Here is a 20,984-nt window from a genome sequence, read left to right on the forward strand (position 1 = left end):
AGCCTGACTAAATAGCTCTATTTCGCGGCTTGATGCTGCTGACCACCACTCTGCTCTTGCGTTGGCTGGCTGCTACTCTGCTCTTTCGGCTGCTGGCTATTTCCATCGGCTTTTTGTGTCTTGGCATCAATCTTTTGATTTTCGCGCCCCATGAAAATCTGCACTAGCGGGGGGTACTCATAAGCGCTGCCATTGTTGTGATCAATAATGGCACCGACTCCCCCACCAAATAATATGTTGCCGAACATATTACCTTTAGTGCGGGAGACAACTGCTGCGGTGCCCGCATCAATTCCCTGCTTCTTGCAGATAACACGCAAATCTTTATTTGACCGATGTACAGTCGTCGAACCCGGTGTAACAACAAACCAAGTACCCTCGTCATTGGTTAGTTCGCATTTAGCCCCATCGAGTTCTGCCCCCTCTGATGAGAGGGTCTCAAATGACATTGGCTGGGTTGTTCCGCTCCCTGTGATCGTGGAACATCCTGTAGCAGATGCACATATAGCCAGTAAAATTACCGATGTGATTTTGTTCATACAACAACCCCTGAAGTTATATATTTTAAATGTTATTAATTAATCATCTGGTTGCCACCAAGCAGTTGGTGTCACCAAGATTATTTCGAAAGATTAATGCCAGCATCCCGCTCAGATTTTCTAGTAGATACGCGATTCTCGAGTGGATGCGGCCGTGACTCTATATGACCTCAAAAAATATAACCATATGCCGATGGATATAGACAGGATATATATCCTCCCCCTAATTTCACCAACTTTACGGACTTTTGAAGCCCCCAGATTCGCTCCCGATCGCCAGCATCCCTGGTACATCTCAATGACTTACGCACAACGTATATCAGACAAAGCCAAAGCGCCCCGAATGGGGCGCTTTGGCTTTGTCTGATATGAGTACAGCCTAGTGTAAGCCCACTGCTGCCAGCCAGCCTGACGCAAAAAAGCTGGCGGGGAGTAACAATCGCATCTTTTGTGAAAGGTATCTGCTCTCCACCCATTGGTAGAATAGCGCGCCACCCACAATACTGATGGCAAAGCCTAGAACCATCCCAAACGCATTGACAATAGGATCGGCCGGGAAAAGTTGGGAGAAAGCTGCATTCACAACCAGCAGAAGCGGGAAGTGAACTAGGAAGACGGAGAAGGAGATGCGTCCAAGGTAAGTCAGCCTTTGCGGCATGGACCAACGGATCAGGCCGCCGCTGCGACAGGCCCAGCCCATGAACAACGCAACTACGCCCGCGACCAAAATACGCTCGCGGAAGTCGGTCAACAGCGCAGCCTCGACCACGAGTCCCAGCACAAGCAAGCCGAGGAGGCTATAGCGGCTGCGCCCCACCCAGTAGCTCAACATGCCTAGGCCGTAAGCGCCGAAGAAATAGAGCGCGGTCTCGTCCCACAGGGAGTCACGATTGAAGCCGAACAGTGAGATCAGCGTCAGGCCGGCGATCAGTAATCGGCTGGCGAACCGCTGCCCTTCGGCTTCGAAACGCCGAGAGAACCAGAGCAGACACGCGGCTAGTGCGAACAGTTGAAAGTCGATGGCCACATACCATACACCCGCCGACAGGGCATCTTGATCGAGCAAGTCTTGCAACAGCAGCAGATGGGCAATGAGCTGGCCCAGACTGGGCGCATCAGGGATGGAGTCATGCGCCATCCACTCCCTAGCCAGCGCGGCACATCCGATCGCCAGCGAAAGAGCCGCGAGATAAGGAATGACTAACCTCAAGTAGCGCTGAGTAATGAGCTGCATCGGCTCAATGGCCAGTGCCACGCCATGCGGAGCAAATTTACGCGCCACAAGGAACCCAGCGACGACAAAGAACACCTGCACCGCCATGCGACCGTATTGATAAAACCCGTCGACTAGCGTGGGAAATAAGGGATAGGCGGCATCCGACATCGGGCCATAGAAAGCCAAGTGATGGAACACGATAGCTAGACAGGCGACCGCCTTGAGGGCATCAACCACGGGCATACGGGAAAGGGCACTGCTCATTATCTTCTTCACACGCTCAAAATCGGCCGAACTTCGGCCTCACAGCCCACGATTCTAATCGATTTCACCAACATTCTGGCGTCGCACACCCCAAAGGACATCGCAACTCCGAGCCGATGTAGGCCTAACGCCACCTGTCGCATCCACATAAAATCGAAACCAAGGGAAGGTCTCCCCACCCCGTTCCCGCTTTCACGTAAAATACGCGCTCTGAATTTTTCACCCGACTCGCCATGACACTTTCTGTTCTCACCGCCCTGTCCCCCCTCGATGGCCGTTACCACGGCAAAGTGGATGCCCTGCGCCGCCATTTCAGCGAGTACGGCCTAATCCGTTTCCGCGTGTTGATTGAGATCGAATGGCTGAAGGCTTTGAACGCCGAAGCAGGCATCGTCGAGATGCAGCCGTTCTCAGCAGCGACTGTCGCCATGCTGGATGAATTAGCGGCGAGCTTTTCGGAAGACGATGCGCAAGCAATCAAGAAGATCGAGCGCACCACCAACCACGACGTGAAAGCGGTGGAATACTGGCTGCGCGACAAGCTGGGCGCGAACCCAGAAACGGCCGACAAGCTGGAATTCATCCACTTCGCCTGCACCTCCGAAGACATCAATAACCTGTCCCACGCACTAATGCTGAAAGCTGGACGCGAAGAGGTATTGCTACCCGCCTTGGATGCGGTCATCACCCGCTTGCGCGCGCTAGCATTGGCGCTGGCCGACTTGCCCATGCTGTGCCGCACCCACGGCCAGACTGCCACGCCTAGCACGCTGGGCAAAGAGATGGCGAACGTGGTGTACCGCTTGCAACGCGCCCGCGACCGCATCGCTGATGTCGCCATCCTCGGCAAGATCAACGGCGCGGTGGGTAACTACAACGCGCATCTTTCTGCTTACCCAGATGTCGATTGGGAATCGTTCGCGCGCCGTTTCGTCGAAGCGCGCGGCATCACCTTCAATCCCTACACCATCCAGATCGAACCGCACGATTACATGGCCGAGCTATACGACGCGTTCGCCCGCGCCAACACCATTCTGGTGGACTTGGATCGCGACATTTGGGGCTACATCTCGCTGGGCTTCTTCAAGCAGAAAGTGATCGCCGGTGAAGTCGGCTCCTCGACCATGCCGCACAAGGTCAACCCGATCGACTTCGAGAACTCGGAAGGTAACCTCGGCCTTGCCAACGCGCTACTGCGCCATCTCTCGGAGAAGCTGCCAATCTCCCGCTGGCAGCGTGACCTGACCGACTCCACCGTACTGCGCAACATGGGCGTGGCGCTGGGCTACACCTTGCTGGGTTACGAATCGCTGCTGAAGGGGTTGAACAAGCTAGAAGCCAATCCGCAGCGTCTGGCCGACGACTTGGACAACAGTTGGGAAGTGCTGGCCGAACCGATCCAGACCGTGATGCGCCGCTACAACATCGAGAACGCCTACGACAAGCTGAAGGATCTGACGCGCGGCAAGGGCGGCATCAACAAGGACAGCCTCGCCGCCTTCATCGCCACGCTGGACATCCCGGCCGCCGAGAAACAGCGTCTCTCCGCTCTGACCCCAGCGACCTATCTGGGCAAGGCGGCTGAATTGGCGAAACGTATCTAACCCATCAGGAGCTGACAGATGCTTAAGTATTACATCTCAATCGGTGTGCTTAGCCTCGTTGCCATCGCAATCGTCGCACTCGGCATCTGTCAGGACAATGCCTGCAAGAATTACTTGGGCGGCATCAAGTTCGGCGGCCCAGTCGATCCGCTAGCGAAGTACCAAGAGGTTCTGAAAGACCCTCGCTTCGCCAAAGCCAACATTACAGAGATCGGCGGGCGCGTGCATGAAACCGGCCACTGTGATCGCTATCGCCGCGCCATCGACAGCCTGACGTTAGGCAGCGACCACGAAACCGTGGAACAGAAAGTCGAAGCGATCCTGATCTATCAGGAGGCCGACGAGCGGATGTGTACCGAGGAATGATTTACTCGGCCAGATGATGTAGCTTAAGCGCTTGGCGCCTAGCAGCATAGTCTGGGCAAGCGCCCTCCACCACCCGCCAGAACGCCGCCGAGTGATTCATCTCGCGCAGATGCGCCAGTTCGTGGATCACCACGTAATCCACCAAATCTAACGATAGCCTCACCAGCCGCCAGTTCAGCCGCACCACGCCACGCGAGGTGCAACTGCCCCAACGGGTGCGCGCCGAGGTCAGTTTGACCTCCTTGGGCGACACGCCCATACGCTCGGCGTAGAAGGCCACACACTCCTCGAACAAGATCACTGCCTGCCGCCGATACCACGCCGTGACGACGCGCTCGATGGCGGCGGCATTGTCTGGATCGGCGACCAGCACGGTCAACACACCCTCAGTGAGCGACGCCGAGGGACGACGACCAAGCTGCACCCGCAACGTCAGCGTCTCCCCTTGAAACGGCAGTGCCTCGCCGTCCGCCCAAGTCTGCGTCACCGTCTGCCGCGACTGCCAACTGCCCAGCTTATCCACCACCCAATCAGCCCGCTCCCGCAATACGCCATGCAGCCAGGTATCCGTTGCCCGCAAGGGCACGCTGACCGTCAAGCCGCGATGGTCGATGCGCAGGCCGACACTGCGTCGGCGCGCGCTGCGTTTCAAGGTATAGGGAATCATTTGCCCAGACAGTTCGATGCTGCGCTGCTCGGGAGCGGACGGGGGCGTTGCAATCAGACGACGAAGTTTACGCAGCACGTCATTCGGAAAGCTTGGGGATCTCCGCCTCGATCCACGCTTCCACTTGGCGGCTCAGCTCGTCAGCCTTCATGCCTTTTTGCGGATGAATGGGCTGGCCGATGCTCAGTGTGATGAGGCCGGGATACTTCAGGAAAGCGTTCTTGCCCCACAACTTACCCGCGTTATGCGCCACCGGCACCACGGGCGAGCCGCAGCTCACACCCAGCAACGCACCGCCCAACTTGTACTTGCCGCGCTGGCCGTAAGGAACGCGCGTCCCTTCAGGGAAGATCACCACGCAGAAGCCACGTGCCAACCGGTCTTTGCCTTCACGCAGCAAGGTCCTCATCGCCTCGCGTGATTCGCCACGATTGATGGCGATGGGGCTGGTCATGGCCAAGCCCCAGCCGAAGAACGGGATCTTCAGCAGCTCGCGCTTAAGCACCCAGACCTGCGGCGGAAACACCAGTTGCAACGCCATCGTCTCCCACGCCGACTGATGTTTGCACAAAATCAAACATGGCTCCGCGGGGATATTCTCGCGCCCACGCACCTCCATCCGCACGCCGCACACCACGCGCAGCAGCCACAACATGATGTGCGCCCACTTGGAGATGTAGGCGTAGCGTTGCAGAGGTGACAGCGGAACGACGAGCAGACCGATCAGCATGAACACGGGCGTGATGACCAGTTGCAACAGGAAGTAGATCAGCGAGCGGAGGATAACCATGTTTTAGATCAGCGCTGCCACTGCCGCCGCGAGGTCGGGATAGACCAACGTACCTTCCGGCAAGCCGCCCTTAGCCTGCGTCTGCGTGCCTTTACCCGTCAACACTAGGATAGGCTGAGCTCCGATTTTGACCGCTGCTTCAAGATCACGAAGCGAATCACCGATGGCAGGCACACCCGCCAGACTGACGTTGTAACGCGAGGCGATCTCCTCCAGCATACCGTGACGCGGCTTGCGACAAGGGCAATCGGCCTCTGGCCCGTGCGGGCAGAAAAACACCGCCTCGATGCGCGCCCCCACCAACGCACACGCCTTGTGCATCTTGTCGTGGATGGCGTTCAGCGTCGGCATGTCGAACAAACCGCGCGCCACGCCCGACTGATTAGTCGCCACCACCACGCGATAATCCGCCTGATTCAAGCGCGCGATCGCCTCCAGACTGCCAGGGATAGGCTTCCATTCTTCCGGCGATTTGATGAACTGGTCGGAGTCGTAGTTGATGACGCCGTCGCGGTCGAGGATGATGAGTTTCATATCAGGCTGCCAGTTTGGAAAGATCGGCCACGCGGTTCATCGCCGCGTGCAACTGCGCCAACAAGGCCAAACGATTCGCCCGCAAGGCAGGGTCTTCGGCATTGACCATCACGCTGTCGAAGAACGCATCCACTGGCACGCGCAACGCGGCGAGTGCCTGCAACGAAGCGGTGTAGTCGCCTCGCTCGAACGCGGCATTCGCCTGCGGAGCGATCTCGCCCAGTGCGAAGTGCAGCGCCTGTTCAGCGGCTTCCGGCAACAGCGCGGCGTTGACCACGTTGCCGACCTCGCCTTCGACTTTCTTCAGGATGTTGCTGACGCGCTTGTTGGCGGCGGCGAGGGAGGCGGCTTCGGATAATGAAGTGAAAGCACGCACGGCTGCAAGTCGTTCTTGCACATCAGGCAATCGCTGAGGATGCTGCGAAAGAACGGCATCGACTTCCTGTGCGCTGTAGCCTTGCTCACGCAAATTACCAGCTAGGCGATCAGAGAAGAAATCCTCAAGCCGGAGGCCGAAATTAAAACCAAAATCCTCTTGGGCTTGCTCTGACATTGTTTGTTGAAGTGTTGCTTCAAATGCCCTTGATGTTACCGAAAACAACATATCTAATCGTAGCGGCAACTTCTTTTCCATCAGTATCCGAATCACCCCCAGCGCATGACGGCGCAGGGCGAAGGGGTCTTTGTCGCCGGTCGGGATCTGGCCGATTCCGAACATGCCTACCAGCGTCTCCAGCTTGTCAGCCAGCGCGACGCAGATGCCAACTGGATTGCGCGGCAGTTCGTCGCCCGCAAAGCGCGGCTTGTAGTGGTCTTCGATGGCGTAGGCCACGTCGTCCGGCAGGCCGTCGTGCTGGGCGTAGTAGCGGCCCATGATGCCTTGCAGCTCGGGGAACTCGCCGACCATGTCGGTCAGCAGGTCGGCCTTGGCCAACAGCGCGGCATGATCGGCCTTGCGCGCCAGCTCTTCGCCGCCGAGTTGTTGGCCGATGGCGCGGGCGATGGCTTGCACGCGCTCGACGCGCTCGCCTTGCGTGCCCAACTTGTTGTGGTAAACCACTTTGGACAGCCCCAGCACGCGCGCATCCAGCGGCTTCTTGCGATCCTGATCGAAGAAGAACTTGGCATCAGCCAGACGCGGACGCACCACGCGCTCGTTGCCGCCGACGACTAGGCTAGGGTCAGTCGGACGGATGTTGGAAACGATGAGGAACTTGTTGGTCAGCTTGCCGTTGGCATCTAGCAGCGGGAAATACTTCTGGTTGGCCTTCATGGTGAGGATCAGGCATTCCTGCGGCACTTCAAGGAAAGCCTCCTCGAACTGTCCCAGCAACACGTTGGGACGCTCAACGAGCGCGGTCACTTCGTCCAGCAGCGCGTCGTCCTCAATCGGCTTCAGACCTTGAGCGGCAGCGGCGAGCTGGCGCACGATCTCGGCGCGGCGCGCTTCGAAGCTGGCGATCACTGCGCCTTCGGTTGCCAGTTGTTCGGCGTAGCTGTCGGCGCACTTTAGTGTCACCGTCGGGTTGGCCGCTTCGAAGCGATGGCCTTGCGTAGTATTGCCGGAGTTGAGCCCCAGCACCGCGATCGGCACGATTTCGCTGCCATGCAGCGCCACCAGTCCATGCGCCGGACGCACGAAATTGACCGTCGTCCAACCGTCCGCCAATTGGTAGCCCATCACTTTGGGGATGGGCAGCTTGGCCAAGGCTTCTTCCAGCGCCTTTTGCAGGCCGTTGGCCAGCGTCGCACCGGCGACCATGCTGTCGTAGAACAAAGCTTCGTTCTTTCCATCCGGTGCGCGCTTGAGTTGCGCGACGGCTTCCGGCCCAGCACCCAAGCCAGCCAGCCGCTTGAGCAGCGCAGGCGTGGCATTGCCGTTGGCATCCAGACCGACCGTTACCGGCATCAGCTTCTGCGAAACGGGCTTATCGGCGGCCTTGGCGGCGACGTTGGCAACGTGTACGGCCAAGCGGCGCGGAGAGGCATACGAAGTGACAGCAGCGTCAGCAGCCGCTAGTCCTTGCACCTTCAGGCTATCAGACAAAGTAGTAGCAAAACTTTCGCCCAGTTTCTTCAGTGCCTTGGGCGGCAGTTCTTCGACGAACAGTTCAACGAGTAGATTCTTGGTAGTCATGGTTCAAGCCGCCTTCTTTGCATTCTGCGCCAACACTTCTTCGGCCCATTCCTTGGGTGCCATCGGGAAGCCCAGCCGTTCGCGACTTTCGTAGTAGCTTTGTGCGACACCGCGCGCTAGGTTACGGATGCGGCCGATGTAAGCGGCGCGTTCCGTCACCGAGATCGCGCCGCGCGCGTCCAGCAGGTTGAAGCTGTGGGCGGCTTTCAGCACTTGTTCGTAGGCGGGCAGAGCGAGTTGATTTTCCATCAGGTGCTTGGCCTGCTTCTCGTAGCTGCCGAAGGCGTGCAGCAGAAACTCCACATCGCTGTGCTCGAAGTTGTAGGTGGATTGCTCGACTTCGTTCTGGTGGAACACGTCACCATACTTCACGCCCGGCGCGTAGGTCAGGTCATAGACGTTCTCCACGCCTTGCAGGTACATGGCAAGGCGCTCCAGCCCGTAGGTGATCTCGCCGGTGATGGGCTTGCAGTTGATGCCGCCGACCTGTTGGAAATAGGTGAACTGGGTCACTTCCATGCCGTTCAGCCAGACTTCCCAACCTAGACCCCAAGCGCCCAGCGTGGGATTCTCCCAGTCGTCCTCGACGAAGCGGATGTCGTTCTGCTTGAGGTCGAAGCCCAGTGCTTCCAACGAGCCGAGATACAGCTCAAGGATGTTAGCCGGGGCAGGCTTCAGCACCACCTGAAACTGATAGTAATGCTGTAAACGGTTGGGATTCTCACCGTAGCGGCCATCCTTGGGACGGCGCGACGGCTGCACGTAAGCGGCTTTCCAAGGTTCTGGACCCAGTGCGCGCAGGAACGTGGCGGTGTGCGAAGTGCCCGCGCCGACTTCCATGTCGTAAGGCTGCAACAGGGCGCAGCCCTGTTTGTCCCAGTATTGCTGGAGGGTGAGGATGATCTGTTGGAATGTAAGCATTGCCCGAACCGGCGGTAATTTGCAAAGGCCGCATTTTACTGGTTTTCTGCCGAGTGAGTCAGCACAACCATACACCTAGTATTCAGACCAGCGGAATGATTTCCGTAAATTCCCACAACTCCCACGGGCATTGCTTGATGCCGCTTGCGAATGAGCAAGGGATGCACTAAATTGCCCCCATGTATGAGTCGAATTCGGCTTGGGTGACATCCAAATGAACGGCAATAATTTGCAATCTGTGTACGGCGAAGTTCTCGCCGCGATCGAACGTAACGAGCTGACCTTCCCAGTTTTTCCAGAAGTCGCCCACCGAGTACGCTCGCTGATCAATGATCCCGATGTTTCTGCGCAGGAGATCGTCTCGGCGATCTCAGGGGATGTAGCCATCTCTGCGCATCTGATCAAGGTCGCTAACAGTGCGGCCTTTTCCAACCTGCCCAAGGTTGAGAATCTGCGCCAAGCCATCTCTCGCTTGGGCTACATGCAAATCCACAATCTGGTATTGCATGTCACTTTGGGGCAGCTGATTAGCCCCCGCGATCCGATCATCAGTCGCTATCTCTCTAACTACTGGTCAAATAACCGAGAAGTCGCGGCTCACTGTTTTGTGCTGGCTAAGACCCATTCCAAGCTCGACCCCGATCGGGCGATGCTGGCGGGCTTGCTGCACAATATCGGAGCCGTTCCCTTGTGCCTCTATCTCGATACGCCCGAATTCAAACTGGATGCCGAAGAGCTGTATGAGTTGATCGAGAAGCTTCACGTCCAGACCGGCGTTCAGATGCTGCGCACATGGAATTTTCCTGACTCGATGATCGAGATCATTGCCGGAAACGAGACCATTGATGAGCACGCCCCCTGTTATGCCGACCTGATCAAAGTGGCGATTTTGTTGACTCATCCCGCCGGAAAAGAGATCGACTGTAGCGAAGTGAAGCCGGCCAAACGGTTAGACCTAGACTCAGAAGTGTGTCTGAATTTTGAAGTGCGATTTGCGACTCAACTCGCTCATGCTCGAAGTCTGCTAGGCATCGAGCCAAAACAGCAGACTCAAGAGACTTCGACCGCCATGCCTCCGCCGAAGAGAATAGCTCGCCCCGCACCACAAGTTAGCACGCCCAAACCGGGGCTGCTGGCAGCCATCTTCCGACTATTCGGAATCCATTAGTCAGCGCTCACAGTTGATGTGGCGATCAAACTCAGCTTTTGGCTACGGCTCAACTTTTTGATCGCCATCTCGCGCTTCAACGTGGCCGACTTATCCGCGTGACTTTCCATATAAACCAGCGCCACCGGAGTGCGGCTGCGCGTGTACTTCGCACCTATGCCAGCATTGTGAGCGGCAAGGCGTTTTTCGAGGTCATTGGTGATGCCGCAATACAGCGTGCCGTCGGCGCATTCGAGCAGGTAGCAGATCCAGCTAGGCATCCACTCTCCCTAATCCTCTTCCGCCTGCGGGAGAGGGAATGATTTACGCAGCAACCTCGCGCCGCCCAGCATAAACACCAGCAAGCCCAGCACCAGCAGATTGCCCCAGCGGGCATACGGTGTCAGGCCGGTATAGCCTTGCGCCATGCCGATCAGCACCGCCTCTTGGAATTGCGGCAGCGCGGCTTGCACCTTACCGTCGCGTCCGATGATGGAGGTAATGCCGGTGTTGGTGGCCCGCAGCATCATGCGACCGCTCTCAAGGGCGCGCATCTGCGATATCTGATTGTGCTGGGCAGCGGCGTGGGAGTGGCCATACCACGCATCATTGGTGACATTCACCAGCAAGGTGGCCGTCGCCAAGGGACGCACGATCTCTTCGCCGAACACGTCTTCGTAGCAGATGTTGACCGCGACTTTTTGGCCAGCGACCTCCAGTGGTGCTTGCGTCGTACCACCGCGCGCCAGATCGGACATGGGGATCTGCAATACGTCGTTGATGAGTGCGCCCAGCAGCGGTCGCAGCGGAATGAATTCGCCGAACGGCACCAGATGGTTCTTGCGGTAGTGCTGCTCGGGCGATGCACCTAGACTGAGCACGCTATTGAAGTAGCGCTCCCCTTCGCGCTCGAACAGGCCGAGCAGCACATCGCCCCGACGGGCTTGCAGCGGTGTGGTGATCGCGGCAACGTAGTCCGGCGGCAGTTGTTCGCGCAACAATGGCAGCGCAGATTCTGGGAGCACGACTAGGCGGGCATCGCCACTTTGGGCGATCAGATCGCGATACAGGTCGAGCGTACCCAGCCTGAACCCTTCCTCGAACTTGCGCTCCTGTGGGATGTTGCCCTGCACCAGTGCCACTTTGAGCGGTGCACCTTGCGGCTGCGTCCATTCGACCAAACGTAGTGCAGCGCCCGCCAGCCACAACACGGCCAGCACACCAAGTGCAGCCTTACGCTTTTCCGTCCACGCCCAAGCCAACAGCCCTGCGCTGACCACAACTAGTAACGAAACGCCATAAAGTCCGACCAGCGGCGCATAGCCTGCTAACGGGCTTGGGGGTGTTTGCGAATAGCCGAGTGACAACCACGGAAAACCAGTGAGCAAATAGCCGCGTACCAGTTCGAGGGCGACCCAACACGCGGGCATCGCCAGCGTCAACCTCACCCAAGCATGTGCGGTGCAGCGCGCTTGCACGTACCCAACCAACCCTGGAAGCAAGGCAAGGAAGGCCGCAAATAACAGTATCGCCCCCGCAGCCAGCGGCGCGACCATGCCGCCGTAATCATGCAGGGCAACGTAAAGCCAGCTGACACCTGCCACAAACAAACCCAAGCCGAACGACCAGCCAAATTTGAACGCCGCCCATGCAGAATCCGCTCGCAGCCACAGGACAAAGAGGGTTGCGATAGAAATGACAGGAACAAGAAACAGGCCGAATGGGGCGAAGCCGACCACGGCTGCTGCTCCGGCGAGAAAGGCAAACACGGAATAGCGACCGGAAAATTTCATGTGGAAACTCAGTATTCCCCCTCCTTCAAGGGCGAGGGAGGGGATGTGTGGATTACTTCAGATTCAGCACGTCCTGCATGTCGTACATCCCAGCGGGATTTGCTTGCAGGAAGCGCGCTGCGCGCAGGGCACCCAGCGCAAAGGTGGCACGGCTGCTGGCTTTGTGGGTAATCTCAATGCGCTCGCCAATGCCTGCGTACAGTACGGTGTGGTCCCCGACGATGTCGCCGCCGCGCACAGTGGCGAAGCCGATGGTGGATGGGTCGCGCTCGCCGGTGACGCCTTCGCGACCATACACGGCACACTGCTCCAGATCGCGTCCCAAGGTACGGGCGATGACTTCACCCAAACCCAGCGCGGTGCCCGAAGGCGCATCCACTTTGTGGCGGTGGTGCGCCTCGATGATCTCGATGTCGTAGCCGTGGGAGAGCACGCGCGAAGCGGTTTCCAGCAACTTGAACACCAGATTTACGCCCACGCTCATGTTAGGGGCAAACACGACACCGATGCGCTGCGCCGCTGCGCCCAGCACAGCCTTTTCCTGCGCGGAAAAGCCGGTCGTGCCGATGACGATGTTCACGCCATGTTGCTGGCAAATCTCTAGATGATGCAGTGTACCTTCGGGGCGGGTAAAGTCGATCAGCACGTCGGCACCTTGCAGTGCCGCAGCGGCATCCGCTGTGACGATCACACCGCGCGTACCGCCGAACTCGCTTGCATCCTTGCCCAAGTGTGGGCTGGTGGCATGATCCAGCGCAGCATGTAGCGCCAGATCATCCGCTTGCTCTACACAGTTCAACAACACTCGCCCCATGCGCCCGCTGCAACCAGCGATAGCAACTTTAAGCGCGCTCATTGCTTAGCTCCAAGGGTCGGGCCGTCTTCCAGTCGCACCAGAACCTCGTCCTCGAAGTAGGCGGTTAAACGTGTCTGGCCAACGAGCTCTCCCTCTTGTTCGAGACGATAAACGTAGTCCCAGCGATTAGCGTGGAAAGGATCGGCAATCATCGGTGTGCCTAGCGCCGCTTTGACCTGCAAGCGTGTCATGCCGATTTTGACCCGTTCGCGCATCTCTGGCGTGATCACGTTGCCCTGACGGATTTCGATCATATGAGGGGTAAGAACGCCGCTGCACGAAGCCAGCAGCAAAGTAAGGATGAGCAGAAGAAAACGCATGGTGTCAGCCAGTGAACTCAGGAAAGGGCGCATGATACCTCAAGCGCCCTGCCCCGACATTAGTGGCGAGCGGTAGTGGACTTACTGACCGCGCCAGCTTCTTCACGCACGATGCGCCATCCCTGAGCTGTTTTCTCCAGCATCAGTGTCTTGCTGACCACATCGCGGTAGTTATCCGAACGATAGCGTTGGGTAAACTGCGCCTTCGCGTGACTTTCATCCAGCGCTTCCACCCGTAGTCCTTCGACAGCGACTTCGATCGCCTTAGCCTTGCCGACCCGCGCTCTGCGTTGAGCCTCCCAAGCCGCAAGATCTTCCCCTCCCGCAGGTTGGAAGCTCTCCCCGTAGCACGCCAGATAGCCAGCAATGTCCCGTGCCGCCCAGACCTTGGCCCAAGTTGTCACGAAATCGGTCACGCTCTGAGTCAGCGCCACTACCTGAGGGTCAGACTTGGCCACTTCGGCTGCTTGAGCAGCCGCCTTAGCCTCTGCCGCTTTGCTGCGAGCCGCTTCCGCATCGGCTTCCGCTTTAGCTCGGGCAGCCTCCGCCTTGGCTTTCGTGGCTTCAGCCTTGGCCGCTTCGACTCTTGCCTGCTCTGCCTTAGCGACCTCGACCTTAGCTCGCGCTACTTCGGCATCCGCATCTGCTTTGGCCTTAGCAGCATCAAGCTTAGCTTTTGCCGCATCAGCCTTGGCTTTAGCCGCTTCTGCTTTCACTGCTTCCGCCTTAGCCACTTCGATTCTGGCTGCCTCTGCATTAGCCTTAGCGGCTTGACTGTCAGCTTCAGCCTTCGCTTTAGCTGCGTCGGCCTTAGCTTTGCTTGCTTCTGCCCTAGCGGTTTCTGCCTTCGCCGCGTCGGCCTCAGCCTTGACTCTAGCCGCCTCCAATCTAGCCTTCTCTGCATCGGCCTTGGCTTTAGCCGCTTCCGCTTTCACTGCTTCCGCCTTTGCCACTTCGATTCTGGCCGCCTCAGCATTAGCCTTAGCAGCTTGACTGTCAGCCACTGCCTTCGCTTTAGCTGCGTCGGCTTGAGCTGCTTCAGGCAATCTACTTGCAGCCACACCCGACTGTTCCGCCATGATCATCCACTGACCACTCACCTTTTCCATGATCAGCGATTTCTCTCTAGCATTCTCACGATAAACATCCGAGCGGAAAGACTGAGCGAACTTAACCTCAGCATGAGTCTCATCTTTAAGGTTGATCACCGGATTTTCGATGCCCACCTCAATGTACTTCACCCGTTTGAAATACTCACGGCGGCGCTGTTCCCATGCTGCCTTGGCAGAGCCATCCTCGGGCGCAAAGGTAGCACCATAATGAGCGATGAAGGCATCGGCATCACGCGAGCTCCATGCGTGTGACCACGCTTGCACCGCTGCCCAAATCTCCAACCCCACGCTGGCCGAATCGACAGTTCTAATGCTTTGCACGTTGGCCGCTTCTGCATTAGCTGCTTCTACCTTAGCTGCTTCCGCCTTAGCTGCTTCTACCTTAGCTGCTTCTGCCTTAGCTGCTTCTGCCTTGGCTGCTTCTGCCTTGGCTGCTTCTGCCTTGGCTGCTTCTGCCTTAGCCGCTTCCGCCTTGGCTGCTTCTGCCTTAGCCGCTTCCGCCTTGGCTGCTTCTGCCTTGGCTATTTCAATTTTAGCCAGCTGATATTCAGCCAAACGAGGATCGGCTTGCTCTGCCACAATCTTCCACGCAGCACCCATTCGCTCCAATGTGAGCATCTTCCTGCTGGTTTCTTTGAACACATCGGATTGAAAAGCTTGGGTAAACCGCACATCAGCACGCCCGGGCCCCTTAAACTCTATTGTCTGCTCAGTCAAATCGACGTTAATGGACTTGACCTTGGCGAAGTAGTCACGACGGCGCTTCTGCCAGGCATCAAAGCTAGTGCCATCGTTTGGTCTGAAGCGTGTTCCGTAGTAACCGATGAAAGCGGCAGCATCTTTTGCTGTCCACGCTTTAACCCAAGCCTGAACCACCCCCCAAACTTCCTCCTCGGAATTGCTATTCAACATTGAGGTTGAGACTGCGGCAGGAGCAATGATCGGCGCTGACTTGGGCAACTCGGCTACTTTAGTATCGGCTATCGGGTCGATTCTCGATGAAAGTGACTGCTCTTCCGTAATCATCCATAGCCCGCCCATTTTGGACAAAGACATTGTCTTTTCATCCAGCGCTTGATTTTGTCCCATTCTTACCGACTGAGTGAAACGCACTTTGGCATGCTTGTCGTCAAGTAGATGTATAGCTGGGAACGCGACCATCACCTCTACCAACTTGATCTGCCTAAAATACACCCGCCGGCGCGCACTCCAGTCGGCGAAAGTAGATCCGTCATCCGGCCTAAAATCTTTAGAATAAAAAGCCAAGAATGAATATGCGTCACGCGCAGACCATGCCGCAGCCCAATCTTGCACGGCATGCCAGACTTCCTCTTCAACTCCGCGTAAGGGAGGGGAGGCGGACGCTGAGGATTGCAATGGTACAGACGGAGTAGGAACAGCTTCAGCTAGCGCTGAACTGCCGCAGACGGCAAACAGAACAGAGGCGACGATGATCTTGATTCGCATAGAAAAACCTTTCAGAAAGTAGGCATAATGATACAGCACATATTTACCCTTCCTCTACAGGATTTCACTTAGTGCGTAAAAAAACCAACCGTGCGGGAAGTACTATGCAGCGTAGCCGAGCATCTCGGCAGCATGTTTGCGGGTAGTGTCGGTCAGCTGGATTCCGCCTAGCATACGCGCGATCTCATCCACGCGCTGAGCGGCAGAAAGAACCGTGATGCTGCTGAAGGTAATGCCGTCTCGCGACGTTTTGTTGACCTGCCATTGCGCATCAGCAGCAGCGGCGACCTGCGGCAGATGAGTGACGCACAATACTTGGTGACGCCGCCCCAAGCGCTTGAGCAACTGGCCGACGATCTCGGCGACACGCCCGCCAATGCCACTATCCACTTCGTCAAAGATCAAAGTGGGTACGTGCGCCACTTCGGATAAAGCGACTTGAATGGCCAAACTGATCCGAGCCAATTCACCGCCCGAAGCCGTCTTCGCTAGAGCGCGCAACGGCATACCTGGATTGGCCGCCACTTGGAACTCGACCGCTTCAAGACCGTGCGCATTCGGCTCAAGCAAGGCATTGAGTGCAACCGCAAACTGGCCGCCCTGCATCGCCAACGTTTGCATGGCAACGCTGATCTCTTGCGCCAAAGTTTGTGCGGCGCGATCGCGCTGCACACTCAAGTGCCCAGCCTGCAACAGGTAGGTTTCACGGGCTTGGGCTGCGTGCTGCTGCAACTCATCCACCTCGGCATCTCCGCCCAGCTCCGCCAGTCGAGTAACGATACGCGCCTGCACTTGGGGCAACTCCTCAGGAGTCGCCCGATATTTGCGAGCCGCGTCCACGACTGTCTGTATGCTGCGCTCCAATTCTCGCAAACGCTGTGGATCGGCTTCTAAGCGGCGCTGATAATGCCGCAGACCGTACACCGCCTCTTGCAACTCGGCCTGCGCGCTGATCAGCAACTGCAAGGTTTCGCCCAGAGCGGGATCGAACGCGCTGCCCGCCTCCACCTTGCCAATCAGCGTGCTCAGCTGCGCCAAGCAAGAGCTATCCGCTTCGTTCAGTACCTCGATGCCAAATTCCGCCGTTTCCAGCAGACTGGCGGCGTGTGACAAGCGCGCATATTCGGACTGCGTTTCTTGCCACATCTCAGCACTAAAATCCAACGTCTCCAACTCGCGTTTCTGAAAGGCCAACAACTCCCGTTCTGCAGCCACGGCTGCCGCATTCTGGCTCAGCTCCCTGCAGCGCACATCCAATGCTTGCCATACGCGGAACGCACTAGCCACCTGCGCCGCCTCGTCTCCCAATCCAGCGTAAGCATCGAGCAAGTCACGCTGCGCGTCCTGCCGTAACAACGACTGATGGGCGTGCTGACCGTGAATATCCAACAGCCATTCGCCAGCCTCGCGCATCTGCTGCATCGTGGCTGAGCGACCATTGATGAAGCCCCGCGAGCGCCCGCCCACATCCAACACGCGGCGCAGCAAACACACGCCTTCGTCGCCAGATAACTCTTGTTCATCCAGCCAAGTTTGCAACGCAGGCAAGGCGGCAATATCGAATTCAGCAGTGATTTCAGCGCGCTCACACCCCGCCCGCACCATGCCGCCGTCACCACGTTCGCCTAAAGCAAGCGACAAGGCGTCGAGCAGAATGGATTTCCCCGCCCCCGTTTCGCCAGTCAACGCAGTGAAGCCGGAGGAGAAGTCGAGCTCTAAGGAAGCGACGATGACAAAGTCGCGAATGGACAGATATTTCAGCATTACAGTGGCTGATTCCAGAGCAGCTTTTCGCGCAAAGTGCGGTAATAGCTATGCCCTTGCGGATGCAGCAAGCGCACCGGACTCGGGAAGCGCGTCACTTCCAGAACATCTTGCAGGTGCAGATCGAACCACGTGTGGCTATCGAAGCGCACACGCACATCATCACTGCGGTGCATCAGCACTTCGATGACTGAGTCGCCACTCACCACGATAGGGCGATTGCTCAAGGTGTGTGGGCAGACTGGGACCAACTCGATCACATCTAGTCCGGGATGAACGATGGTGCCGCCGGCCGACAGCGCATATGCGGTGGAGCCGGTCGGCGTGGAGACGATCAAGCCGTCGGCACGCTGGGTATAAAGATACTCACCGTCGATGCGCACCTCGAATTCGATCATGCTGCTAATGTTGCCGCGATGCGCCACCATCTCATTCAGCGCCAGCGAACGGAACACCTCTGCACCATTGCGCAGCACCCGAGTTTGCAACAGCAAGCGGCGGTCGGTCACATACTCGCCGTCAAGCATCGCGCCCAGTGTTTGCTGCATGGTTTCCAGCGAAACATCGGTGAGAAATCCCAGTCGCCCCTGATTTACTCCAATCAGCGGCACATCAGACGGCGCCAGCATGCGCGCGATGTTCAGCAACGTGCCATCACCTCCCAGCACGATCGCTAGATTGACCGAACTGCCAATTTCCTCTAAGGGCAACGCAGGGAACGGAATGCTCGGCAGATGCTCGGCGGTCAACGCATCGACCACCACGTTCAAGCCACGTGCAGCGAGGAACTCGCCCAGCGGCAACAGTGAACCCGCGATCTCCGGCGATTTGTATTTGCCGATCAGTGCGACGGTTTTGAAAGGATTTTTCATGGCCGCCGATTAAACCATATCGCTGGTTCAATGACAAAGCGGCAAGGTAGAATGAAGTCATGCTTAATGACCGCGCGCAAATCCTGCTCAAAACCCTAGTAGAGCGCTACATCAGCGATGGGCAACCCGTCGGCTCGCGCGCCTTGCAGCAATTCTCCGGCTTGGAGATCAGCCCTGCCACCATCCGCAACGTGATGGTCGATCTGGAAGCGATGGGCTTGGTCGCCAGCCCACACACCTCCGCCGGACGCATCCCTACCGCCCTCGGCTATCGACGTTTTATCGACACGCTAATGGTCGTACAGCCGCTGGAAAAAATCCGCATTCAACAGCTGGAGCAACAGTTCCAACCAGACAACCCCTCGCGTTTATTGGCTCAGGCTTCCAACCTGCTTTCGGAACTGACTCAGTTTGCAGGCGTGGTTGCCACACCCAATCGTCGCGCCGCCACCGTGCGTCAAATCGAATTTTTGCGACTATCAGAACGGCGGGTGCTACTTATCATTGTCATGCCGGATGGCGAAGTCGAGAATCGCGTACTGCTGACTACGCGCGATTACAGTCAAGCACAACTCACCGAGGCAGGCAACTTGCTCAGCCAGCATTACTCCGACTGCGCGCTCCACGACATGCGCCTGCGCATCAAGAATGAGCTCCGCCAGTTGCAGCACGACATGACCGAACTGATGACCGCCGCGATTTCTGCTGGTGACGAAGCGCTGGCGTGCAAGGGCGATGATTACGTGTTGAGCGGCGAGCGCAATCTGCTCCACATTAACGACCTGTCCGGCGACATGAATCGGCTGCGCAAACTGTTCAATGTGTTCGAACACAAGACCGAGCTACTACAACTGCTGGATGCGAGCCGCCATGCGCAAGGTGTGCATATCTTTGTTGGCCACGAGTCAGGCGTTTCCTCGCTCGATGAGTGCAGCGTGGTGAGCGCGCCCTACACCGCAAACGGTCAAATCGTCGGCACGCTAGCCGTGATCGGACCGAAGCGTATGGACTACCAAAAAGTAGTGCCTATCGTAGACATTACCGCTCGACTTCTGGGCAATGCACTTTCGGCGTAATCCATCGTTCTGGCACAAGACGCCGCGCTATTTAATCTGCTATAGTCGAGCCGCCAACAAGGTACAAAACGGGCATCCACGAAATCCGTCGTGATTGGCTGGCAGATGATGAACTTGCACCCTAAGTGCGACGAGTCATCAGCAAAGAAAAAGTAACGCGGCTACCCCAGCCACACGACTGGTTTCGAAGAACCCAAAATAACAGATGGGAGAAATCATGTCGCAGCCGCAAGAGAAATCACAAGAAAAATCTCGCTATGTCAGCCTGATGACCAAGAACACCTACGCAATGGTGTTGGCGGGGGGGCGAGGCAGTCGTTTGCACCAACTGACCGATTGGCGCGCCAAGCCAGCGGTTCCCTTCGGCGGCAAGTTTCGTATCGTTGACTTCGTTCTATCCAACTGCGTCAATTCCGGCATTCGCCGCATCGGCGTCGCTACCCAATATAAATCCCACAGTCTGATCCGCCACATCCAGCGCGGCTGGAGCTTCTTGAATGGTAAGTTCGGCGAGTTCATCGACATCCTGCCTGCACAGCAGCGTATCGACGAAGAGTGGTATCAAGGCACTGCCGACGCGGTATTCCAGAACATCGACATCCTGCGCGAGATCAACCCCGAGTATGTGTTGATCTTGGCTGGCGATCACGTTTACAAGATGGACTACGGCAAGATGCTGGCGTTCCACGCCGACAATCAGGCCGACATGACCGTTGCTTGCATCCAAGTGCCGATCGAAGAAGCCAAGGCCTTCGGCGTGATGGGTGTAGATGCCAACTCGCGCGTGGTCAATTTCACCGAAAAGCCCGACAATCCCTCGCCGATGCCGGGTAAATCAGATACAGCGCTGTGTAGCATGGGCATCTACATTTTCAATACGCGTTTCCTGTATGAGCAGTTGATGCGTGATGCCGATGACTCCCACTCCAGCCACGACTTCGGCAAGGACATCATCCCGCATCTGGTCAAATCAAACTACCGCGTATTCGCCCAAAGCTTTGACGATAGCTGCGTCAAACCAGAAGGCGGCGTACCCTATTGGCGCGATGTTGGAACCATCGACTCCTATTGGGAAGCCAACATGGAGTTGACCAAGATCGTTCCCGACCTGAATATGTACGATCAGGAATGGCCGATTTGGACCTATCAAGAGCAACTACCTCCCGCCAAGTTCATTTTCAACGAAGGCGAACGGCGTGGCCAAGCTCTGGATTCGCTGGTTTCCGGCGGCTGTATCATCAGCGGCGCGACTGTGGTCAACTCACTGTTGTTCTCTGACGTGGTCGTTCATAGCTACGCCACGGTGGAGGAATCGGTCATTCTGCCTAATGTCAGCATCGGTCGTAATGCGGTGCTGAAACGTGTGGTGGTGGACAAGGGCTGCATCATCCCTGACGGATTGGTGGTTGGCGTCAACCATGAAGATGATGCCAAACGCTTCTTCGTCACCTCACGCGGCATCACCCTGATCACCCCCGACATGCTGGGGCAGCAGGATATACACCGCGTCCGCTGATTCACTATAACCTTGGGCGTCTC

Annotated in this window: 19 protein-coding genes; 5 read left to right on the plus strand and 14 right to left on the minus strand. The window is 57.3% G+C overall.

The features are described from left to right. Nucleotides 1-17: 17 nt before the first annotated feature. Both OYT1_RS13600 and OYT1_RS11650 read right to left on the minus strand, forming a co-directional pair. On the minus strand, nucleotides 18-539 hold the full coding sequence (locus OYT1_RS13600; RefSeq protein WP_145983713.1) for a hypothetical protein: 522 nt from the start codon (nucleotides 537-539) through the stop codon (nucleotides 18-20). A gap of 379 nt (nucleotides 540-918) precedes the next feature. Further along, on the minus strand, nucleotides 919-2,019 hold the full coding sequence (locus OYT1_RS11650; RefSeq protein ID WP_062626662.1) for an acyltransferase family protein: 1,101 nt from the start codon (nucleotides 2,017-2,019) through the stop codon (nucleotides 919-921). A gap of 233 nt (nucleotides 2,020-2,252) precedes the next feature. On the opposite strand from OYT1_RS11650, the gene purB reads away from it, so the two are divergent. Together purB and OYT1_RS11660 are read left to right on the plus strand one after the other, a co-directional pair. Further along, entirely contained in the window at nucleotides 2,253-3,623 is a 1,371-nt protein-coding gene (gene purB, locus OYT1_RS11655) for an adenylosuccinate lyase (protein WP_062626661.1), read from the plus strand. 18 nt (nucleotides 3,624-3,641) lie between these two features. Beyond that, nucleotides 3,642-3,989, plus strand: a complete 348-nt coding sequence (locus tag OYT1_RS11660) for a hypothetical protein (RefSeq protein WP_062626660.1) — start codon at nucleotides 3,642-3,644, stop codon at nucleotides 3,987-3,989. A 1-nt stretch (nucleotide 3,990) separates the two neighbouring features. On the opposite strand, the gene OYT1_RS11665 is transcribed toward OYT1_RS11660, so the two are convergent. The 5 genes from OYT1_RS11665 to glyQ are packed head-to-tail and all read right to left on the minus strand — an operon-like array spanning nucleotide 3,991 to nucleotide 9,038. Then, nucleotides 3,991-4,734: a M48 family metallopeptidase gene (locus OYT1_RS11665; RefSeq protein ID WP_062626659.1), complete on the minus strand. Its 744-nt coding sequence runs from the start codon at nucleotides 4,732-4,734 to the stop codon at nucleotides 3,991-3,993. Nucleotide 4,735: 1 nt separating this feature from the next. Next, nucleotides 4,736-5,446, minus strand: coding sequence for a lysophospholipid acyltransferase family protein (locus OYT1_RS11670; RefSeq protein WP_062626658.1), 711 nt, complete (start codon nucleotides 5,444-5,446; stop codon nucleotides 4,736-4,738). 3 nt (nucleotides 5,447-5,449) lie between these two features. Beyond that, nucleotides 5,450-5,980, minus strand: coding sequence for a D-glycero-beta-D-manno-heptose 1,7-bisphosphate 7-phosphatase (gmhB, locus tag OYT1_RS11675; protein WP_062626657.1), 531 nt, complete (start codon nucleotides 5,978-5,980; stop codon nucleotides 5,450-5,452). 1 nt (nucleotide 5,981) lies between these two features. Continuing rightward, entirely contained in the window at nucleotides 5,982-8,117 is a 2,136-nt protein-coding gene (gene glyS / locus OYT1_RS11680) for a glycine--tRNA ligase subunit beta (RefSeq protein WP_062626656.1), read from the minus strand. Nucleotides 8,118-8,120: 3 nt separating this feature from the next. Next, entirely contained in the window at nucleotides 8,121-9,038 is a 918-nt protein-coding gene (gene glyQ / locus OYT1_RS11685) for a glycine--tRNA ligase subunit alpha (RefSeq protein ID WP_062626655.1), read from the minus strand. 214 nt (nucleotides 9,039-9,252) lie between these two features. Here glyQ and OYT1_RS11690 point away from each other — a divergent pair, with 214 nt between their 5' ends. Continuing rightward, complete coding sequence (locus OYT1_RS11690) at nucleotides 9,253-10,206, plus strand: HDOD domain-containing protein (protein WP_062626654.1); 954 nt, start codon at nucleotides 9,253-9,255, stop codon at nucleotides 10,204-10,206. Here the strand turns inward: OYT1_RS11690 and OYT1_RS11695 are convergent. The 7 genes from OYT1_RS11695 to OYT1_RS11725 all read right to left on the minus strand — a co-directional run bounded on the left by OYT1_RS11695 (nucleotide 10,203) and on the right by OYT1_RS11725 (nucleotide 18,369). Further along, a complete protein-coding gene (locus tag OYT1_RS11695) occupies nucleotides 10,203-10,466 on the minus strand; it encodes a GIY-YIG nuclease family protein (protein ID WP_062626653.1) in 264 nt (87 codons plus the stop codon). The genes OYT1_RS11690 and OYT1_RS11695 overlap by 4 nt on opposite strands. A 9-nt stretch (nucleotides 10,467-10,475) precedes the next feature. Continuing rightward, nucleotides 10,476-11,978 carry an apolipoprotein N-acyltransferase gene (gene lnt, locus OYT1_RS11700; protein ID WP_062626652.1) on the minus strand — a complete coding sequence of 501 codons (1,503 nt, stop codon included), beginning with the start codon at nucleotides 11,976-11,978 and terminating at the stop codon, nucleotides 10,476-10,478. Between the two features lie 52 nt (nucleotides 11,979-12,030). Next, nucleotides 12,031-12,834 (minus strand): 4-hydroxy-tetrahydrodipicolinate reductase, encoded by an 804-nt coding sequence (gene dapB, locus OYT1_RS11705; RefSeq protein ID WP_062626651.1) that lies wholly within the window; start codon nucleotides 12,832-12,834, stop codon nucleotides 12,031-12,033. After that, nucleotides 12,831-13,187 (minus strand): outer membrane protein assembly factor BamE, encoded by a 357-nt coding sequence (locus tag OYT1_RS11710; protein WP_232013180.1) that lies wholly within the window; start codon nucleotides 13,185-13,187, stop codon nucleotides 12,831-12,833. The genes dapB and OYT1_RS11710 overlap by 4 nt, the downstream gene beginning before the upstream one ends. 26 nt (nucleotides 13,188-13,213) lie before the next feature. Then, a complete protein-coding gene (locus OYT1_RS11715; protein ID WP_145983715.1) occupies nucleotides 13,214-15,733 on the minus strand; it encodes a L,D-transpeptidase Cds6 family protein in 2,520 nt (839 codons plus the stop codon). 102 nt (nucleotides 15,734-15,835) lie between these two features. Next, entirely contained in the window at nucleotides 15,836-17,497 is a 1,662-nt protein-coding gene (gene recN / locus OYT1_RS11720; RefSeq protein WP_062626649.1) for a DNA repair protein RecN, read from the minus strand. Continuing rightward, nucleotides 17,497-18,369: an NAD kinase gene (locus tag OYT1_RS11725; protein WP_062626648.1), complete on the minus strand. Its 873-nt coding sequence runs from the start codon at nucleotides 18,367-18,369 to the stop codon at nucleotides 17,497-17,499. The genes recN and OYT1_RS11725 overlap by 1 nt, the downstream gene beginning before the upstream one ends. 59 nt (nucleotides 18,370-18,428) lie before the next feature. On the opposite strand from OYT1_RS11725, the gene hrcA reads away from it, so the two are divergent. Continuing rightward, a complete protein-coding gene (gene hrcA / locus OYT1_RS11730) occupies nucleotides 18,429-19,445 on the plus strand; it encodes a heat-inducible transcriptional repressor HrcA (protein WP_062626647.1) in 1,017 nt (338 codons plus the stop codon). Between the two features lie 217 nt (nucleotides 19,446-19,662). Further along, nucleotides 19,663-20,961 carry a glucose-1-phosphate adenylyltransferase gene (glgC, locus tag OYT1_RS11735; protein WP_062626646.1) on the plus strand — a complete coding sequence of 433 codons (1,299 nt, stop codon included), beginning with the start codon at nucleotides 19,663-19,665 and terminating at the stop codon, nucleotides 20,959-20,961. Nucleotides 20,962-20,984: the final 23 nt, after the last annotated feature.

This window comes from Ferriphaselus amnicola (assembly GCF_000974685.2).
In the GTDB taxonomy this organism is placed as follows: Bacteria; Pseudomonadota; Gammaproteobacteria; order Burkholderiales; family Gallionellaceae; genus Ferriphaselus; species Ferriphaselus amnicola.

What these genes read in the sequence shown, in the direction of transcription:
- OYT1_RS11725 (WP_062626648.1), bottom strand. Translation starts at nt 18,369, where the DNA reads ATGAAAAATCCTTTCAAAACCGTCGCACTGATCGGCAAATACAAATCG.
- dapB (WP_062626651.1), bottom strand. Translation starts at nt 12,834, where the DNA reads ATGAGCGCGCTTAAAGTTGCTATCGCTGGTTGCAGCGGGCGCATGGGG.
- recN (WP_062626649.1), bottom strand. Translation starts at nt 17,497, where the DNA reads ATGCTGAAATATCTGTCCATTCGCGACTTTGTCATCGTCGCTTCCTTA.
- OYT1_RS11710 (WP_232013180.1), bottom strand. Translation starts at nt 13,187, where the DNA reads ATGCGCCCTTTCCTGAGTTCACTGGCTGACACCATGCGTTTTCTTCTG.
- OYT1_RS11695 (WP_062626653.1), bottom strand. Translation starts at nt 10,466, where the DNA reads ATGCCTAGCTGGATCTGCTACCTGCTCGAATGCGCCGACGGCACGCTG.
- OYT1_RS11715 (WP_145983715.1), bottom strand. Translation starts at nt 15,733, where the DNA reads ATGCGAATCAAGATCATCGTCGCCTCTGTTCTGTTTGCCGTCTGCGGC.
- gmhB (WP_062626657.1), bottom strand. Translation starts at nt 5,980, where the DNA reads ATGAAACTCATCATCCTCGACCGCGACGGCGTCATCAACTACGACTCC.
- OYT1_RS11690 (WP_062626654.1), top strand. Translation starts at nt 9,253, where the DNA reads ATGAACGGCAATAATTTGCAATCTGTGTACGGCGAAGTTCTCGCCGCG.
- OYT1_RS11650 (WP_062626662.1), bottom strand. Translation starts at nt 2,019, where the DNA reads ATGAGCAGTGCCCTTTCCCGTATGCCCGTGGTTGATGCCCTCAAGGCG.
- purB (WP_062626661.1), top strand. Translation starts at nt 2,253, where the DNA reads ATGACACTTTCTGTTCTCACCGCCCTGTCCCCCCTCGATGGCCGTTAC.
- hrcA (WP_062626647.1), top strand. Translation starts at nt 18,429, where the DNA reads ATGCTTAATGACCGCGCGCAAATCCTGCTCAAAACCCTAGTAGAGCGC.
- glgC (WP_062626646.1), top strand. Translation starts at nt 19,663, where the DNA reads ATGTCGCAGCCGCAAGAGAAATCACAAGAAAAATCTCGCTATGTCAGC.
- OYT1_RS13600 (WP_145983713.1), bottom strand. Translation starts at nt 539, where the DNA reads ATGAACAAAATCACATCGGTAATTTTACTGGCTATATGTGCATCTGCT.
- glyQ (WP_062626655.1), bottom strand. Translation starts at nt 9,038, where the DNA reads ATGCTTACATTCCAACAGATCATCCTCACCCTCCAGCAATACTGGGAC.
- OYT1_RS11660 (WP_062626660.1), top strand. Translation starts at nt 3,642, where the DNA reads ATGCTTAAGTATTACATCTCAATCGGTGTGCTTAGCCTCGTTGCCATC.
- OYT1_RS11670 (WP_062626658.1), bottom strand. Translation starts at nt 5,446, where the DNA reads ATGGTTATCCTCCGCTCGCTGATCTACTTCCTGTTGCAACTGGTCATC.
- glyS (WP_062626656.1), bottom strand. Translation starts at nt 8,117, where the DNA reads ATGACTACCAAGAATCTACTCGTTGAACTGTTCGTCGAAGAACTGCCG.
- lnt (WP_062626652.1), bottom strand. Translation starts at nt 11,978, where the DNA reads ATGAAATTTTCCGGTCGCTATTCCGTGTTTGCCTTTCTCGCCGGAGCA.